Annotated in this window: 19 protein-coding genes and 1 tRNA gene; all 20 read left to right on the forward strand. The window is 63.3% G+C overall.

What is annotated here, in order from left to right; all coding sequences use genetic code 11:
- The coding region (locus DW123_RS06305) for an ABC-F family ATP-binding cassette domain-containing protein (protein WP_147351664.1) at window positions 1–1968 on the forward strand (1968 nt) is incomplete at its 5' end.
- Window positions 1955–2251, forward strand: coding sequence for a hypothetical protein (locus DW123_RS06310; RefSeq protein WP_164473297.1), 297 nt, complete (start codon window positions 1955–1957; stop codon window positions 2249–2251). The genes DW123_RS06305 and DW123_RS06310, both read left to right, overlap by 14 nt.
- Before the next feature lie 9 nt (window positions 2252–2260).
- Window positions 2261–2944: a site-2 protease family protein gene (locus DW123_RS06315; RefSeq protein WP_118273376.1), complete on the forward strand. Its 684-nt coding sequence runs from the start codon at window positions 2261–2263 to the stop codon at window positions 2942–2944.
- An 84-nt stretch (window positions 2945–3028) separates the two neighbouring features.
- Window positions 3029–3841: a ScpA family protein gene (locus DW123_RS06320; RefSeq protein WP_118273375.1), complete on the forward strand. Its 813-nt coding sequence runs from the start codon at window positions 3029–3031 to the stop codon at window positions 3839–3841.
- An 11-nt stretch (window positions 3842–3852) separates the two neighbouring features.
- Window positions 3853–4572: an SMC-Scp complex subunit ScpB gene (scpB, locus tag DW123_RS06325; RefSeq protein ID WP_118273374.1), complete on the forward strand. Its 720-nt coding sequence runs from the start codon at window positions 3853–3855 to the stop codon at window positions 4570–4572.
- Window positions 4559–5521, forward strand: a complete 963-nt coding sequence (locus DW123_RS06330; RefSeq protein ID WP_118273373.1) for a pseudouridine synthase — start codon at window positions 4559–4561, stop codon at window positions 5519–5521. Before scpB ends, DW123_RS06330 begins: the two co-directional genes overlap by 14 nt.
- A 66-nt stretch (window positions 5522–5587) precedes the next feature.
- Window positions 5588–6274 carry a (d)CMP kinase gene (cmk, locus tag DW123_RS06335; RefSeq protein WP_118273372.1) on the forward strand — a complete coding sequence of 229 codons (687 nt, stop codon included), beginning with the start codon at window positions 5588–5590 and terminating at the stop codon, window positions 6272–6274.
- 3 nt (window positions 6275–6277) lie between these two features.
- Window positions 6278–7006: a lysophospholipid acyltransferase family protein gene (locus DW123_RS06340; protein WP_118273371.1), complete on the forward strand. Its 729-nt coding sequence runs from the start codon at window positions 6278–6280 to the stop codon at window positions 7004–7006.
- A 2-nt stretch (window positions 7007–7008) separates the two neighbouring features.
- Window positions 7009–7908, forward strand: a complete 900-nt coding sequence (locus DW123_RS06345; protein ID WP_118273370.1) for a 4-hydroxy-3-methylbut-2-enyl diphosphate reductase — start codon at window positions 7009–7011, stop codon at window positions 7906–7908.
- 2 nt (window positions 7909–7910) lie between these two features.
- A complete protein-coding gene (locus tag DW123_RS06350) occupies window positions 7911–9353 on the forward strand; it encodes a DUF512 domain-containing protein (protein ID WP_118273369.1) in 1443 nt (480 codons plus the stop codon).
- A 10-nt stretch (window positions 9354–9363) separates the two neighbouring features.
- Window positions 9364–10698: a ribosome biogenesis GTPase Der gene (gene der, locus DW123_RS06355; protein ID WP_117735214.1), complete on the forward strand. Its 1335-nt coding sequence runs from the start codon at window positions 9364–9366 to the stop codon at window positions 10696–10698.
- On the forward strand, window positions 10691–11374 hold the full coding sequence (plsY, locus tag DW123_RS06360) for a glycerol-3-phosphate 1-O-acyltransferase PlsY (RefSeq protein ID WP_118273368.1): 684 nt from the start codon (window positions 10691–10693) through the stop codon (window positions 11372–11374). The genes der and plsY overlap by 8 nt, the downstream gene beginning before the upstream one ends.
- 9 nt (window positions 11375–11383) lie before the next feature.
- Entirely contained in the window at window positions 11384–12391 is a 1008-nt protein-coding gene (locus DW123_RS06365) for an NAD(P)H-dependent glycerol-3-phosphate dehydrogenase (RefSeq protein ID WP_118273367.1), read from the forward strand.
- A gap of 18 nt (window positions 12392–12409) precedes the next feature.
- A complete protein-coding gene (gene rpe / locus DW123_RS06370; RefSeq protein ID WP_118273366.1) occupies window positions 12410–13081 on the forward strand; it encodes a ribulose-phosphate 3-epimerase in 672 nt (223 codons plus the stop codon).
- A 6-nt stretch (window positions 13082–13087) separates the two neighbouring features.
- Entirely contained in the window at window positions 13088–14266 is a 1179-nt protein-coding gene (locus tag DW123_RS06375; RefSeq protein ID WP_118273365.1) for a cysteine desulfurase family protein, read from the forward strand.
- Window positions 14263–15072: a Nif3-like dinuclear metal center hexameric protein gene (locus DW123_RS06380; protein WP_118273364.1), complete on the forward strand. Its 810-nt coding sequence runs from the start codon at window positions 14263–14265 to the stop codon at window positions 15070–15072. Before DW123_RS06375 ends, DW123_RS06380 begins: the two co-directional genes overlap by 4 nt.
- Complete coding sequence (locus DW123_RS06385; RefSeq protein WP_118273363.1) at window positions 15069–15788, forward strand: zinc ribbon domain-containing protein; 720 nt, start codon at window positions 15069–15071, stop codon at window positions 15786–15788. The genes DW123_RS06380 and DW123_RS06385 overlap by 4 nt, the downstream gene beginning before the upstream one ends.
- A gap of 2 nt (window positions 15789–15790) precedes the next feature.
- Window positions 15791–17005, forward strand: a complete 1215-nt coding sequence (coaBC, locus tag DW123_RS06390) for a bifunctional phosphopantothenoylcysteine decarboxylase/phosphopantothenate--cysteine ligase CoaBC (RefSeq protein ID WP_233540143.1) — start codon at window positions 15791–15793, stop codon at window positions 17003–17005.
- Window positions 17006–17085: 80 nt separating this feature from the next.
- A tRNA-Pro gene (locus tag DW123_RS06395) sits at window positions 17086–17162 on the forward strand.
- Between the two features lie 294 nt (window positions 17163–17456).
- Window positions 17457–18161, forward strand: coding sequence for a CDP-alcohol phosphatidyltransferase family protein (locus DW123_RS06400; protein ID WP_117735207.1), 705 nt, complete (start codon window positions 17457–17459; stop codon window positions 18159–18161).
- Window positions 18162–18165: the final 4 nt, after the last annotated feature.

Raw genomic sequence — 18165 nt, forward strand, 5'->3', positions numbered from 1 at the left:
TTCCAGATCAACCCCGGCGAGCGCTTCGCGCTCGTGGGCCCCAACGGCGCCGGCAAAACCACCATGCTCAAGATCATCATGGGCATCGACAGCCCCGACGCCGGCCAGGTCCAGTACGCCAAGGACTGCCAGGTGGGCTACCTCGAGCAGGAAACCAACCTTGAGCACAAAGACACCACCATCCTTGCCGAGGTCATGGCCGCCGCCAAGGAAATCCGCCGCATGGGCGAGCGCGCCAACGAGCTACAGGCCCAGATCACCGAGCTCTCCGAACAGGGAAAGGACGTCGACGCACTCCTTAACGAGTATGGCCAGGTCCAGGACCGCTTTGAGCACCTGGGCGGCTACGAGCTCGAGAGCAACGCCCGCAAAATCCTGTCCGGCCTGGGCTTTAAGGTCACCGACTTTGAGCGCCCGTGCTCCGAGTTCTCGGGCGGCTGGCAGATGCGTATCGCGCTGGCAAAGCTCTTCCTGCGCCACCCCGACCTGCTGCTTCTAGACGAGCCCACCAACCACCTGGACCTCGAGAGCGTCCAGTGGCTGCGCGGCTTTATCGCCAACTACGACGGCGCCGTCCTCATCGTCAGCCACGACCGCGCCTTCATGGACGCCTGCGTCGACCACGTCGCCGCACTCGAAAACCGTCGCGTGACCACCTACACCGGCAACTACAGCAGCTACCTCAAGCAGCGCGAAGACAACCTGGAGCAGATGCGCGCCAAGCGTGCCGCCCAGGAGCGCGACATCGCCCACATGCAGGTCTTCGTCGACAAGTTCCGCTACAAGCCCACCAAGGCTGCCCAGGCTCAGGAGCGAATCCGCAAGATCGAGCAGATCAAAAAGGAGCTTGTCATCCTGCCCGAGGGCCACAAGCACATCGACTTTAAGTTCCCCGATCCGCCGCGCTCCGGCGACATGGTCGTGGGCCTGGAGGGCGTCTCCAAGTCCTACGGCAAAAAGCACATCTACAGCGACATCGACCTCAAGCTCTACCGCGGCGAGCATGTGGCGCTCGTCGGCCCCAACGGCGCCGGCAAGTCTACCCTCATGAAGATCCTCGCCGGTCTGGAGCCGCCAACTACCGGCACGCGTGATCTGGGCACCAACGTGGGCGTGGCCTACTACGCCCAGCACGCACTCGAGGGCATGGCCGAGTCCAATACCGTCCTGCAAGAGATCGACACCGTCACGCCCAAATGGACCGTGCCGCAGCAGCGCAGCCTGCTGGGCGCCTTCCTGTTTAGCGACAACGATTCCATCGAGAAGCAGGTCCGCGTCCTCTCCGGCGGCGAAAAGGCGCGTCTGGCACTGGCCAAGATGCTTGTGGCCCCCGAGGCACTCCTGTGCCTGGACGAGCCCACCAACCACCTGGACATCGACTCGGTGGACATGCTCGAGAACGCCCTGCAGAACTTCCCCGGCACCATCGTGCTGATCAGCCACGACGAGCACCTGGTACGCGCTGTGGCCAACCGCATCATTGACATCCGCGATGGCAAGGTCACGGTCTACGACGGCGACTACGACTACTACCTCTACAAGCGCGAGGACCTCGCGGCCCGCGCCGCCGCCGAGGCGGCAGGGGAGGGTGCATCGGCCGCGACCAAGTCCGCTAAGGTCACCGCGGCCCAGCCCGACGCCCCCGCCACCGCTTCCAAGCCTGCCGAAGGCAAAAAGACCAAGGAGCAAAAGCGCGCCGAGGCCCAGGCCCGCGCTGCGCTCAACAAAAAGCTCAAGGGCGTGCGCAACCAGCTCAAGAAGATCGAGGCGGAGCTCGACAAAAAGCGCGCCCGCTATGACGAGCTTATGGAATTGATGGCAAGCGAAGAGCTTTATGCCGATCAGGTCAAGTTCAATGCCGCGCTGGGAGAATATAACGGCCTTAAGCAAGAGCTACCCAAGCTGGAGGACGAATGGCTGGAACTTTCCACCCAGATCGAAGAGGAGACCGCGCGTGAACTCTCGTAAGGCCGCTGCCGTGGCGATGAGCATCATCGCCATCGCCTGTCGCATCTGCGGCATCTTCATGAGTGCGATGACCGTGCTGCTGTGCTTTAGCGGCCTCACCGCCAAGCTGCAGATCGTTGGCTTTGTCGTTGAGCTTTCGCGCGCGCTGCCAAGCGCCATCGCCGGCTACGGCGTCATCACCTCGCCCTTTGGCGGCGTGTTCCGCCTGGATTACGCTATCGTCGCTGTGATTCTATTTGTAGCCGATTACCTGCTCACGCGCGCCTCGCGCCGAGTCCGCTAGGGGATAGCCATGTCCAGCAGCTACCTCATGAACCTGCTCGCCAGCGCCGTCGCCGTCATCGTGGGCATCGTCATCCACGAGAGTGCTCACGCCGCCGCGGCCTGGGCACTCGGCGACAAGACGGCGCGTTCGCGCGGTCGCGTGTCGCTCAACCCGCTCAACCATATCGACCCGTTTGGTACCATCATCTTGCCGCTGCTCATGCTTGCCGCCGGCGGCCCGGTGTTCGCCTTCGCCAAGCCCGTGCCCGTCTACCTCAACAACCTCAAGCACCCCAAGCGCGACGAGGTCCTGGTGAGCGTGGCCGGCCCTGCGTCGAACATCGCCCTCGCGTGCCTCGCGGCCGCCCTCATGCACGCAACGTACGGCAACCTCTACACCAGCATGTCCTTTGCCGTGGCATCACAGATCATGAACTTCGGCGCCACGTTCATCGTAGTCAACCTGTCACTCGCGTTCTTCAACCTCATCCCGATTCCGCCGCTCGACGGATCGTCGATTATCGTGCCGTTCCTCAAGGGCAAGGCACTCGCCAACTACTATCGTCTGCAGCAATACGCCATGCCTATCCTCATCATTGTGCTGTACCTGCTGCCCATGTGGACCGGCATCGACGTGGTCGGCCGCTATTTCGACGTTACCGTGTATCCGCTAGCCGAGTGGCTGCTCAACTTCGCAATCGCCGGCATCTAAGGTAAACTTACAGGTCGACCGTGCAAAACGGTCGTAACATGCACCCAAACCGCGCCGCGAAGGCGCCGTCAAAGGAGGTCGAAGATGTCGTATCGCGTGTCGACGCAGGTCTACAGCGGACCGTTCGACCTGCTGCTGCAGCTGGTAACCCGCCAAAAAGTAGATATCGGCGCCATCTCAGTCAGCGAGGTGGCCGAGCAGTACCTTGCCGAGGCCGAGCGCATCGAGGCGCTGGACCTGGACGTGGCGAGCGACTTTTTGCTGGTCGCGGCAACCCTTTTGGACATCAAGGCTGCCTCTCTGGTGCCGCAGGAGGCCCCGCGCAAAGCCGATGACGACGATGACGAGTTCGACGAAGACCTCGAGGAGCTCAGCACGCTTGACGGCGACGCGCTGCGTGAGGTCCTGATCCAGCGCCTGATTGCCTACAAGCAGTTTAAAGGCGCGGCTGCGGCCCTCGGTGCGCGGATGCAGGCCGAAAGCCGCATGCATCCGCGCGTGGCCGGCCCCGACCCCGAGTTCCTAGGCCTTATGCCCGACTACCTTGCCGGCATCACGCTGCGCGGTCTCGCCGTCATCTGCGCCGACCTGGACGGCAAGCGCCAGACCTTCCTGCTGGAGGCCGAGCATGTGGCGCCGCATCGCGTGCCGCTCGACCTGACGGTGGCCTCAGTCGACCGCTTTACGATGGCGCACCAAACCTGCACCTTCCGCGAGTTGTTGGACGGCGACGCCACCACCGAGCAGCTCGTTGTCACCTTCCTGGCCATGCTCGAGCTCGCCAAGCGCGGCTCGCTTACGCTGAGTCAGGATGAAATCTTTGGAACCATTCAAATCAACCGAGTCGAGGGAGCCGAGGCATACGTGCCCGGCGAGGGCCCCGAGCTCACCGAATAGGAGCGGCAACCATGTCAACCCTTTCCACGCTAGAGGCAAACAGCCTCAAAGGCGCTCTCGAGGCGCTGCTGCTGGTCTCGAGCGACCCCGTGAGCGCGCCCGCGCTGGCAGGCGCGCTGGATATCGCCCCCGGCGAATGCGTGTCGCTGTTGGCCGAGCTCAAGGTAGAGTATGAGGAGGCCAACCGCGGCTTTCAGCTGCGCGAGGTCGCCGGCGGTTGGCGCCTGTTTACGCACCCCGCCTACCACGACGTAGTCGAGGCCTATGTGTTGAGCTGGGACACGCAAAAGCTGTCGCAAGCGGCGCTCGAAACCCTGGCCGTCATCGCATACCACCAGCCCGTGACGCGCGAGGTGGTCAAGGGCATCCGCGGCGTCAATTCCGACGGCGTCATCGCGTCGCTCGTCGACAAGGGCCTGGTGCGTGAGCTCGGCCGCGACCCCCAGCGCGGTCAGGCCATCATCTACGGCACGACCAACGCCTTCTTGGAAAAGTTCGGTCTGCGCTCCACCCGCGACCTGCCCGACCTGGAGCAGTTTGCCCCCGACGAGCAGTCGCGCCAGTTTATCCGCGAGCGCCTGAGCGGCCGCAGTATTCAGTCCACGCTCGAGGAGCAGGCCGAGGACCTAGACGAAGAGCGCGAACTGCTCGATACCGATGTTGAGGACACCGATGTCGAGGAGCTTCTGGCAGCCGGTGATACCTCGGAGGATATGCATGACGAAGACTAACGAAGTGGGGGAGACGCGCGCCATAAGCAACGCAGCACCCGCAACCGACGCCCAGCCCGTCTATCCGCACACCATGCGCCTGCAGCGCTTTTTGGCGCGCGCGGGCGTGGCGAGCCGCCGTGGCTCGGAGGACCTGATGACCGCCGGCCGCGTGACCGTCAACGGCGAGGTCGCGACCGAACTGGGCACCAAGGTCGACGTCGACCGCGACCATATCGAGGTCGACGGCATGCCCGTCAAGCTCAACCAGGGCGCCGTGTACCTGATGCTCTACAAGCCGACCGGCTACCTCACCACCATGAGCGACCCGCAGGAGCGCCCTTGCGTGGCCGACCTGGTACCGCGCGACCGCTTTCCGGGGCTCTTCCCGGTGGGCCGCCTGGACCGCGACACCACGGGCCTTTTGCTCTTTACCACCGACGGCGACCTGTCGCAGGACTTGTTGCACCCCAGCAAGCACGTCTACAAGACCTACCAGGCACTCGTGGACGGGCAGCTGACCGACCGCGATCTCACGCCGCTGCGTCGCGGCATAGAGCTCGACGACGGCCTGTGCCAGCCGGCAATCTGCCGCGTCATCACCGCACGCGAGGCCGAGGCCGTGGCGCCACAGGGCGTCAAGCCCGGCACCACCGCCGTCGAGGTCATCATCCGCGAGGGTCGCAAAAACCAGGTTAAGCGCATGCTGAGCAAGATTCACCATCCGGTAATCCGTCTGCATCGCTGCAACTTTGCCGGCCTTGAGCTCGAGGGCGTGGCCAAGGGCTCGTGGCGCGAGCTCACCGACCGCGAGGTGCAGATCCTCAAAGGCGGCGGCATCCCGCCCAAGCATGCCAGCGCCATGCGCGGCGGCAAGCCCCAAGACACGCCCGCCAGCCGCACGCGTCACCACGGCAGCCACGGCTCCGCACCCAAGCGCAACACCTACCGCGAGCGCTATACGGGCTAGGCAACCCGCCGCGCCCCAACGCCCGCGAACCATACCAGCACATCAACCACCGAAAGGAAGCACTGCATGATCGTCGCCATCGACGGCCCCGCCGGTTCCGGCAAGTCCACCATCGCCAAGGAGATCGCCCGCCAGCTGGGCTTTAACAAGCTCGACACGGGCGCCATGTATCGCGCCGTCACCTTCGCCGCGCTCGACCGCGGCATCGACCTGGACGACGAGGCGGCAATCGACGCCCTCGCCGAGCAGATCGAGATCCGCTTTACCAACGGCACCGGAGAGGACACGCGCCTGACCGTTGACGGCCAGGACGCTTCGACCGCCATCCGCACCCCGCAGGTCGACGCCAACGTGTCCAAGGTCTCGGCCTATCCGGGCGTGCGCGCCGCCATGCTCATCCACCAGCGCCGCGCCGCCGAGGACCGCGATATCGTCGCCGAGGGTCGCGACATCGGAACCGTCGTGTTCCCCAACGCCCAGGTCAAGATCTTCCTGACTGCCGACCCGCGTGAGCGCGCCCGCCGCCGCGTGCTGCAGCGTCACCAAAACGACGCCCAGCCGCTCACGCCCGCGCAGCTCGAGGCCGAGGTCGACGAGACCCTCGACGCCCTTAAGCAGCGCGACAAGCTCGACAGCAGCCGCGAGGTCGCCCCGCTCGTGCCCGCCGAGGACGCCGTGCACGTCGACTCCACCGCCCACACCATCGACGAGGTCGTGACCATTATCGAGGACCTCATCAACCAAAGGAGGTAGCCCATGCGCCTGTTTAAGCAGACGCCCGAGGATTACTACAACGCCCCCTACGCCGAGTTCCCGGCGCTCATCCGCGGCACCGTCGTCGTGGTCATGGCCATCCTGTGGGCCTTCTCCAAGCTCATGTGGCGTTGGAAGGTCGAGGATGCCGATCTGCTGTTTGAGCGCCAGGACGACCGCGGCAGCGTGGTCATCTGCAACCACACCTCGATGGCCGAGCTCTTGGCCGTGGAGACGGCGCTGTTCTTTGGGGGCCGCCGCATTCGTCCCATCTTTAAATCCGAGTTTGCCAAGAGCAAGATTGTGCGCTGGGCCTTTAGCCGCGTGGGCGGCATTCCCGTGGAGCGCGGCACGGCCGACATGAAGTGCCTGCGTGCCGCCCAGCATGCCCTGCAGCGCGGCGAGGACGTCCTGATCTTCCCAGAGGGCACGCGCATCCGCTCGCGCGAGATCAAACCCGAGGTCCACGGCGGTTTTGCGCTCATCGCTCAGATGGGCAAGGCACCCGTCAACCCGCTCGCCATTTGTGGCTGGTCCGACATCACGCCTGCGGGCAAAATGCTCATGCGTCCCAAGAAGTGCTGGATCCGCGCCGGCAAGGCCGTCTCGCTTTCTGACGCGCCGGCCGGGCTTAAACGCACTGAGCGCTTGGCCTGGTTTGAATCCGAAGCCATGAACCGTGTCTATAAGATGCGCGACGAGCTGTGCGCTGAGCATCCGGGCAGGTTCTAGCCATGAGCGAGAACGTGACGAACACCGCCGCGGCTGCGCCCGATCAGGACGGCGCGCCCACCATCGAGATTGCAGCTCACGCCGGCACCTGCTACGGCGTACAGCGCGCGCTCGATATGGCATTGGCGGCCGCCCCGCAGGCGGAGGAGAACGCTCAGGTCCACACCCTGGGTCCGCTCATCCATAACCCCATCGTGGTGCGCGAGCTTGCCGAGGCGGGCGTCGGTCTGGCCGAAACCCTAGACGATGCCGCATCGGGCACCGTGATCATCCGCGCCCACGGCGTGGTGCCGCAGGTCATCGATGCCGCTCGCGAGCGTGGCCTTAACGTCGTCGACGCCACCTGCCCCTACGTGAAGAAGGTCCATGTGGCAGCCGAGCGCCTGGTACGCGAGGGCTACCGCGTGGTAGTCGTGGGCGAGCCGGGCCACCCCGAAGTCGAGGGCATCCTGGGCCACGCCGGCGATGACGCGCAGGTCGTGAGCTGCACCGCCGACGCCGATGCCTTGTCGCTCAAGGGCAAGGTAGGCCTCGTCGTGCAGACCACCCAGACCGCGCAGAACCTCGCCGAGGTCGTGGCCGCTATCACCCCGCGCGTGCAGGAGCTTCGTGTGATCAACACCATCTGCGCCGCCACGAGTGAGCGTCAACAGGCAGCAGCCACGCTTGCCAACCGCTGCGACTGCATGGTCGTGGTGGGCGGCAAGAACTCGGGCAACACCCGCCGCCTGGCACAGATTTGCGCGGACGCCTGCGAGCGCACGTATCACATCGAGGAAGCTTCCGAGCTCCAGGCCGCGTGGTTTACCGACGCTCGCCACATCGGCATCACCGCCGGAGCCTCCACCCCGCAAGAACACATCGAACGCGCCGTCACGCGCATCAAGGAGCTTTGCCGCTAACCATGGACCAGACCGTACCCGCATACGCCGCCGAGGTGGCTGATTACGGGCGCAGCCGCGACCCCGAGCCGGGTGAGGGCGCGCTCGTAAAGAACGTACGTCCCGAATCGCCCGCGTGGGATGTGGGTGTCGAGCCGGGCATGCGCGTGCTCACGGTCAACGGCGAGCAGCTCACCGACATGATCGTGTGGCTCTGGGAGGCCGACGACGACACCGTCGAGCTGGAGGTATTCGATCCACGCGACGGCACCGTCACCCCCGTCGAGCTCGACCGCTTTCCCGGCGAGGACTGGGGCCTGGAGTTCGATGGCCCCATCTTTGATGGCATGCGTACCTGCGTCAACGCCTGCGTGTTTTGCTTTATGACCATGCTGCCCAAGGGCGGTCGCTCCACGCTCTACATCCGCGACGACGACTACCGCCTGAGCTTTTTGCAGGGCAACTTTGTCACGCTCACGAACCTCTCCGACGAGGACGTGCAAAACGTCATCGAGCGCAACATGAGCCCCATGAACGTGTCGGTCCATGCCGTGAGCCCAGATATCCGCCGCCGCATGATGGGCCGAAACGCCCAACGAGGCATGGACGTGCTCGAGGCCATCATGGCCGCCGGCATCGAAATCCACGCGCAGATCGTGCTGTGCCCCGGCATGAACGACGGCGAGGAGCTGCAGAAGACCCTGCGCTTTTGCGAGGAGCACGAGCAAATCACCAGCCTGGGCATTGTGCCCCTTGGATTTACCAAACACCAGAATCGCTTTAGCTGGTCCTACAGCGACAAGCCCGAGCTGGCGCGCGAGACCATCGACATGATCCGGCCCTTCCAGGACCGTGCCTTCGAGCGCTTTGGCCGCCACACCTTCCAGATGAGCGACGAGTTCTATCTGGACGCCGGCATCGAGCCGCCCGAGGCCGATTTCTACGACGGCTACCCGCAGTACTACGACGGCATTGGCATGATCCGCTCCTATCTGGACGAGACGGACGACGTGCTCGTCGCCGATGCCGGGCGGCTCGCCCGTGTTCGCGAGGCTCTCGCAGCCCGGAGCCAGCGTCTCCTGTGCCTCTCGGGCGCCAGCGCGCGCGATACGGTGGCGCGTTTTGTGGAGTCGCCGCAGGGCCTTGCGGGCTCCGTCACGGCCATCAAAAACCGCTACTTTGGCGGTAACGTGGACGTGACCGGCCTCATCGTCGCCTGCGACATCTTGGAGCAGCTGCCACAGGACCTCTCGGGGGTTATGCTCTTTGTGCCTAAGCTCATGTTCAACGCTGACGGCATGACGCTTGACGAGTATCATCGTGACGATTTACTCGCAAGTCTTACCAGTCGCGGCGCCGAGGTTCATGTGGTGTCGACCATGCCGCATGAGCTACTCGATACCCTGGAGCACATCCTTGGCATTGTGCCTGCCGACTCTACTAATTCCGCTGACCCTACCCATTAAAGGAGAGCAGATGAAACCTATCGTCGCCGTCGTCGGACGCCCCAACGTGGGCAAGTCCACGCTCGTCAACCGCCTGGCCCAGACTTCGGACGCCATCGTCCACGAGTCCCGAGGCGTCACGCGCGACCGCTCATACCACACGGCCGATTGGAACGGTCGTGAATTCACCATTGTCGACACGGGCGGCATCGAGCCGCTCAAGAGCGATGACGTCTTTGCAACGTCCATCCGCGACCAGGCCCTCGCCGCCGCCGAGGAAGCCGCCGTCATCCTGTTTGTGGTCGACGGCCGCACCGGTGTCACCGAGGAGGACGAGTCGGTCGCCCGCATGCTCAAGCGCTGCGACAAGCCGGTCTTTCTACTGGTGAACAAGCTCGACAACCCCGATCGCGAGAACGACAGCATCTGGGAGTTCTATTCGCTCGGCATCGGCGAGCCCACGCCGCTCTCGGCCCTGCATGGCCATGGCACGGGCGACCTGCTCGACGATATCGTGGCCCTGCTTCCGGAAGAAGAGGACGAGGTCGCCGACGAGTTCCCCGATGCGCTGAACGTGGCCATCATCGGCCGCCCCAACGCCGGTAAGTCCTCGCTGTTCAACCGTATCCTGGGTGCCGACCGCTCCATCGTCTCGAACATCGCCGGCACCACGCGCGACGCCATCGACACGGTCGTCGAGCGCAACGGCAGGCACTACCGCATGGTCGATACCGCGGGCATCCGTAAGAAGAGCACCGTGTACGAAAACATCGAGTACTACTCCATGGTCCGTGGCCTGCGCGCCATCGACCGCGCCGACGTGGCGCTGCTCGTCGTCGACGCCTCCGTGGGCGTCACCGAGCAGGACCAGAAGGTCATGGGCTTGGCCATCGAACGCGGCTGCGCCATCGTGGTGCTGCTCAACAAGTGGGACCTGCTCGACGACGACCGCAAGCGCGAGGCCTGCATGGAGACCGTCGACCGCCGTCTAGGCGTCATGGCTCCCTGGGCCCAGTACCTGCGCATCTCTGCCCTGACCGGCCGCAGCGTGGAAAAGATCTGGGCAATGGTCGACGCAGCCGAAAAGACACGCTCGCAGAAGATCAGCACCTCGCGCCTCAACACGTTCCTCACCGACCTGCGCGAGTTCGGCCATACCGTGGTGGACGGCAAGCGCCGCCTGCGTATGCACTACGTGACCCAGACGGGCGTCAACCCGCCGACGTTCACGTTTTTCGTCAACCACAGCGACCTGGTCAACGACACCTACCAGCGCTATGTAGAGAACCGCATGCGCTCGACCTTCGACTTTGCCGGCACGCCCATTCGACTCTTCTTTAGGAAGAAGGAACAGAAGGATGCATAATCCGATTCTGCTGACCGCCATCTGCGTCGTGGTCTCGTTCTTTATCGGGGCGATTCCGTTTGGCCTGATCTTGGGCCGTGTGTTCAGCCACACGGACATTCGCAAGGCGGGCTCCGGCAACATCGGCACCACCAACGCGCTGCGCGTGGCCGGCCCCAAGGTGGCCGCACTCACGCTGCTGCTCGACTGCCTTAAGGGCGCCATCTGCGTCCTTATCGCCCGTCCGCTCATCGCCGATCTGGGCTATGGTTTTCCGCCGAACATCATGGCGCCTGGAGCCCCCGGCGACTGGATGCTCGGCGTCATTTGCCTGGCAGCCGTGTGGGGCCATATCTTCTCGCCCTACCTCAACTTCCATGGCGGCAAGGGTATCGCAGTTGGTCTGGGCGTCATCCTCGCCTGGTACTGGCCCATTGGCCTGTCGCTGCTAGGCATGTTTATCGTGGCCGTCGCCATCACCAAGTATGTGTCGGTGGGCTCGCTCGCCGCTGCCATCGGACTTCCCATCGCTGCCTGCGCGGTCTTTCCGTACAGCAGCCTGGGCCTCAAGTTTTGCATGGCGATGATCGGCATCACCGTAGTGTGGGCCCATCGCTCGAATATCCAAAAGCTCATGGCCGGTAAGGAGTCCAAGCTCTCGTTTACCAAGCGCGTCACCGAGCCCGACGATAAGTAGGAGAGAGTCATGAATGTTGCGCTGATTGGCTCCGGCTCCTGGGGGACCGCCGTCGCCGGCCTTGCTGCCGCGCGAGCCGAGCGCGTGACCATGTGGGCCCACAGCGAGCAGACGGCCGCCGGCATCAATGGCGAGCACCGCAACCCCCGGTATCTGGTGGGCTACGAGCTGCCCAAAAACGTTGTCGCCACGACGGAGCTGGCGCAGGCGCTCGACGGCGCCGAGGCCATCATCTTTGCCGTTCCTTCGACGCACCTTCGCAGCGTGTGCCACCAGGCCGCGCCCTTTATCGCCGCCGATACCCCGGTTCTGTGCCTCACCAAGGGCATTGAGCCCGAGTCTGGCCTACTCATGAGCGAGGTCATCGCCAGCGAGATCGACAACGAGGCGCGTGTCGCGGCGCTTTCGGGCCCCAACCATGCTGAGGAAATCTGCCGCGGCGGGCTTTCGGCCGCCGTCATCGCCAGCGAGGACCAGCAGGTGGGGGAGACCTTTAAGGACCTGCTCCTGTCCACTGCCTTCCGAATCTATCTGTCGCAAGACATGACCGGTGTAGAGGTCTGCGGCGCTATGAAAAATGTCATCGCCATCGTGTGCGGCATCTCCGCCGGCACCGGTGCGGGCGACAATACGCTCGCCCTTATCATGACGCGCGGCCTGGCCGAGATCAGCCGTCTAGTGCACGCCCGCGGCGGTCAGGCCATAACCTGCATGGGGCTCGCCGGCATGGGCGACCTCATCGCCACCTGCACCTCGGAGCATTCGCGCAACCGCACCTTTGGCTACGAGTTTGCCCACGGCGTGTCACTCGACGAGTATCAGGAGCGTACGCATATGGTGGTTGAGGGCGCCGTCGCGGCCCGCAGCGTCAGCGAACTTGCCCGTTCACTGGGCGTAGACATTCCGCTTACCTTTGCCGTGGAGCAAACGCTCTACAACGGTGTTACCTTGGATAGGGCGCTCGAAATTCTTACCGATCGCGTCCCCTCTCAAGAGTTCTACGGACTCACCGACTAGCGCAGAAAGGCTTCTACCATGGGTTCCATCAAAATCGCTCCATCCGTCCTCTCGGCCGACATGGCCAACCTGAAGGGCGAGCTCGACAAGATCGCCGGTGCCGACTACGTGCACTTTGACGTTATGGACGGTCACTTTACCGGCAACCTCACCTTTGGCGTTGACATCCTCAAAGCTGTCAAGCGTTCTACCAACGTGCCGGTCGATGCGCACCTCATGGTGTCGAACCCCGACGAGACGGTCGATTGGTACGCCGACGCCGGTGCCGACATGATCACCGTGCACTACGAGGCCTCCACGCACCTGCACCGCACGCTCACGCACCTGCAGCAGCGCGGCGTCAAGGCCGGCGTGGTGCTCAACCCCGCCACGCCCGTCTGCGTACTCGAGAGCATCATCGACGTCGTCGACATGGTGCTGCTGATGAGCGTGAACCCTGGCTTTGGCGGCCAGAGCTTTATCCCGGGCACCATCGCCAAGCTCCACGAACTCAAGGCCATGTGTGAGCGCCACAGCGTGTCGCCCCTGATCGAGGTCGATGGCGGCATCTCTTCCAAAAACATCGCCGAGGTCGTCAAGGCCGGCGCCAACGTGCTCGTAGCCGGCTCCGCCGTATTTAAGTCCGAAGATCCCGCTGCCGAGGTTGCGCTGCTGCAGAAGTTGGGCAACGAGGCCGCACAGGAGGCATAATCCCTTATGACCGCAGGTCAAAACCGCATACCCGTGAATCTTGACTATGCCGCCTCGACGCCCATGCGCGCCGAGGCGCTCCTTGCGCAGCGCGAGTACGACGACAGCGAGCTTGCCGGCGTCAACCCCAACTCGCTGCATTCGCTTGGGCGCAAGGCCGCTGCGCGCCTAGAAGTGGCACGTCGCGAGATTGCCCGCAGCTTTGGCGCGCGCGTCCGCCCGTCCGAGATCATTTTGACCAACGGCGGCACCGAGGCAAACCAGCTGGCGCTCCTCGGACTTGCCGAGGGCGCTCGTCAGCGCGATCGCAAGCGCGACCGTGTCATCGTTTCGGCCATCGAGCACGATTCGATTCTGGACAACCTGCCGCTGCTGCGCGCCGACGGCTTTTCCGTCGACCTGGTGCAGCCCTGCCGTGCGGGCTACATTGAGCCCGCCGCGCTTGTCGAACTGCTAGGCGACGACGTGGCGCTCGTGAGCGTTATGGTCGCCAACAACGAAACCGGCGTGGTGCAGCCCATCCGCGAGCTTGCCGCCGCCGCACATGCTGCCGGCGCCTTGTTTCATACCGATGCCATCCAGGGCTACTTGCATATTCCGCTCGATGTCACCGAGCTGGGAGTTGACGCTATGACCGTTGCGGCGCACAAGATTGGCGGCCCCGTGGCATCTGGCGCGCTTTACCTTAAGAGCCGCACGCCGCTGCGCCCGCGCATCTTTGGCGGCGGACAGGAGGCCGGCCGTCGTGCCGGAACGCAGGACCTGCGCACGCAGTTGGCTTTTGCCGCTGCCGCTTCCGCGCTGTTGCCGAATGTTGCCCAGGAGCGCACAACGCTGCAGGCCTTATCCGATAAGCTCTACGCTACGCTTGCGGCCCATCCTCGCATTCACGCCACGATGGGCGACTATGCGCATGCCGACCGCCTGCCGGGTATGGTTTCGATCTACGTCGACGGCATGGACTCCGAGGAGCTCATCGTCAAGCTCGATGCCGCCGGCTTTGAGGTTTCGGCCGGATCGGCTTGCTCGAGCGGCAGCATGGACCCGAGCCACGTGCTCAGCGCCATGGGCATTGGTCGCGAGCAGGCGCTGGGCGCACTGCGCATCTCCTTCGATGACCGCGTGAACCCGGCTGACCTGGACGACTTTGCCCAGACGCTCCTCTCGATCGTAGGTGCCGCATGATCGTCGCCGAGCTTGAGCGCGCGCTGCTTACACGCTATCCCAAGACTGATGCCGAACCCTGGGACCACGTAGGCTTATCCGTTGGCAACCCCGACGACGAGATCCGCGGCGTTGCTTGCGCGCTTGACGCAACCAGGGAAAACGTGCATCGCGCCTTGGAAGCCGGCGCCAACGTGTTACTGACGCACCATCCCATCTACATCAAGGCGCCCGAGGCGTTTTGCCCGCCCAGCGCGACGCGCTCCCAGTGCAGCGCAGCCCTCTACGAGGCTGCCCGCTGCGGGGTGAGCATTATCTCGCTCCACACCAACCTGGACCGCTCGCACGAGGCGCGCGCCTGCCTAAGTACGCTGTTAGACGCCGTGCCCGCAAGCTCGCTGGAGCACGTAGACGACCCCGAAGCGACTGGCCTGGGCGCGCTTGCAACGCTCAACGAACCCTGCAGCCTGCGCGACCTTGCCACTCGCGCCGCCACGGTGTTTGGCAGCGACCCACGCGTGTGGGGCGAGGCCGATAGCCCGTGTCGAACCGTCGCCATTTTGGGCGGCTCCCTGGGCGACTTTGGAGAGCTCGCCATCGTCGCAGGCGCAGATGTTGTCCTGACGGGCGAGGCGGGCTACCACGTGGCGCAAGACCTTGCCTTACGCGGACTGCCGGTAATACTGCTCGGCCACGACCGCTCCGAGGAGCCGTTCGTTGATATATTGATGAACTCTGCAGTTGGCGCCGGGGTCGACCCCCGTCATGCGATTAAAATACTGAACCCTTGCCAATGGTGGACTGTGACAAAAGGAGAGAACTTATGAGCGCCGGCGCTACGCTACTCAAGCTGCAACAGATCGATTTGGAGCTCGCCCGCAGCAAGAGCGAACTTTCCAATATGCCGGAGCTCAAGGAGCTCGCTTCCAAGCGCAAGACCTATGTGAAGCTCAAGGCCGAGATGACCAAGCTCTACGCCCAGCGCAAAGACCTGGACATTGAGATCGACGACCTCAACACCACCGAGATTCAGACCAACAACGCCATCGAGGCCGCCAAGAAGCGTCACGTCGACGGCTCCGACTACCGCGAGGTTCAGGACCTGGAGAATGAGCTCGCCACCCTGGCCAAGCGTCTGGACAAGATCGAGCACACCCGCAAGGACGTCGTTGTCGCCCATAAGGAGGCGCTCGACCGCGAGGTCCGCGCGCAGGCGATCATCGCCAAGTTCGAGGAGGGCGTGAAGGCCGATACCAAGGCCGCCCGCGCCAAGGCTGCCGACCTGCAGGCTCAGATCGACGCCGCCACGAAGGAGCGCACCGCGCTTGCCGCTACGCTACCGGCCGACGTGCTCACCGACTACGAGCGCCTGCTCAAGCAGTTCCGCGGGCTGGCCGTCGAGACCATCCAGGGCAACATCCCCACGGTCTGCCACACCGCGCTGCAGGCATCGTCCATGAGCGACCTCAACCATGACGGTAGGTCAATTACGCACTGCCCATACTGCCACCGCCTCCTGGTACTCCCGAGCAAGGAAGCCTAGCGATGACATCTGCACCCAACAATTCAATGCAACTTGAGGGAAAAACGATCCTGCTGGGCATTACCGGCGGGATCGCCGCCTATAAGTCGTGCAATATCGTGCGTCTGCTGCAAAAGCGCGGCGCACGCGTCAAGGTCGTTATGAGCGAGCATGCCACGGAGTTCGTGGGCCCGCTCACCTTCCGCGCGCTTACCAATGAGCCCGTTGCCGTGGGCCTATTCGACGATCCCTCCGACCCCATCCACCACATTTCGCTGGCGCAGGAGCCCGATCTGGTGGTCGTGGCGCCCGCGACGGCCAATATCATCGCCAAGATGGCCAACGGCATCGCCGACGACCTCATCTCCACCACGCTGCTGGCAACGCCGCGACCCGTCGTGATCGCGCCGGCCATGAACAACGGCATGTGGAAGGCACCGGCTACACAGGCCAATATGGCCACGCTGCGCGACCGCGGCGTGCACGTGGTGGGTCCGGGCAGCGGCTACCTTGCCTGCGGCGACGTAGACACGGGCCGCATGAGCGAGCCCGAGGACATCGTCGAGGCTGTCTGTGAGGTGCTCAACCCCGCGCCTCAGGATCTGGCAGGTAAGCGCATCGTGATTACCGCCGGCCCCACGCACGAGCCGATCGACCCCGTGCGCTTCATTGGCAACCGCTCTTCGGGCAAGATGGGTATCGCCCTGGCAGGGGAGGCTGCTCGCCGCGGTGCTGCGGTCACGCTCGTGTTGGGACCGACATCGCTCGATGTGCCCCACGGCGTGGACTGCGTGCGCGTGCAGACCGCCGCAGAGATGCTCCAAGCTGCCCTGAACGCCTTTCAAACGGCCGATGCGGCAATTTGTGCGGCCGCCGTTGCCGACTACACCCCCGCGGCCCCTGCCGACCATAAGCTCAAAAAGGCCAACGAGCGCCTGGATCGAATCGAACTGGTCGAGACGGTCGATATCTTGGCCGAACTCTCGCGCCAAAAGGGAGAGCGGTGCGTGATCGGCTTTGCGGCCGAGACCGATAACGTTGTCGAGTACGCCGAGCGCAAATTGGTCCGCAAGGGTTGCGATGCAATTGTCGCCAACGATGTCTCGCGCGCCGATTCGGGCTTTGGAACCGACACGAACAAGGCCTGGATTGTGAGCACAACGGGCACGCAAGAACTTCCCGTGCTAACAAAACCCCAGCTCGCAGATACAATTTTGGTCTTGCTTCAAAATTTGTAAAAAAGTTCTTGCACTAGTCTAAAGTTTCGGGTTAATATACTCCCTGTTGCGAGCGAGAGCAGAGCAACAAACAAAAGCTTCGGGACGTGGCGCAGCTTGGTAGCGCACTTGACTGGGGGTCAAGGGGTCGCTGGTTCGAATCCAGTCGTCCCGACCAGAAGTTTGCAGGTCAGGCACCTAGTGCCTGACCTTTTTTATCAAGAACCAACGTGGTAAGCAGCGAAGAATCAGCGGCTTTCTTGATCGATACTTTCGCTCAACAAAAACTTGTACGCCAGCCTCCAAAAACGATATTTTTCGACATGTTTGGAGGCTGACATACACAAAAACGGTACATTCACGTTGCGACAGCGCCTTCCTCATGTCTGGACTCTCTATGCTTACGCTGGATAGACATCGCCAGAACGGGTATAGTATCGAAAGTTTTATCGTTAACCAGCGGGGGAGTCCTGTGGGCATCAAAAAGAAGATCAAAAAGGAGCTTATCGGCACTTCCGATTACCCGTCGAATAAGATCTTTACGATCTCCAATTTCATCACCTTTACGCGCCTGATCCTCACCCTGGTATTTCTGTACCTGTTTGTGACGGATAACAACCGCGTCATCGCCATCGTTATCTACGCCGTTGCCGCCTCCACCGACTGGATGGACGGCCAGATCGCCCGCATGACTAAGACGGTCTCGTGGCTCGGCAAGGTCATGGATCCCATCTGCGACCGTGCGCTGCTGTTCACCGGCGTACTTGGACTGGTAGTCCGCGGAGAGCTGCCCATCTGGGTCTGCGTGCTCATTATAGGCCGCGACATCTATCTGGGCATTGGCACGCTTATCGTGCGTCATTATCACCGTCGCCCCATCGATGTCGTCTTTCCCGGAAAGATTGCCACCGCGCTGCTCATGACCGGCTTCTCGCTCATGCTGCTCGGGTTCCCCGTTGTTGACGGCCTGCGCCTTTTACCTTCAACCCTCACGGCCTTCCCGGGCCTCAACGGAAGCTCGGTGCCCCTCGGCATCTTCTTTGTGTATGGTGGTGTGATCTTCTCCATGCTCACCGCTGTCATCTACTCCATTAAGGGCAGTGTGGCCATTAAACAGGCTCTCGCGCATCCCGAGGACGAGGACATCGACTTTCTTAACCCCGAAATCGAAGACTGATTCG

It is taken from the genome of Collinsella sp. AM10-26 (assembly GCF_003472525.1).
Taxonomy (GTDB): Bacteria; Actinomycetota; Coriobacteriia; order Coriobacteriales; family Coriobacteriaceae; genus Collinsella.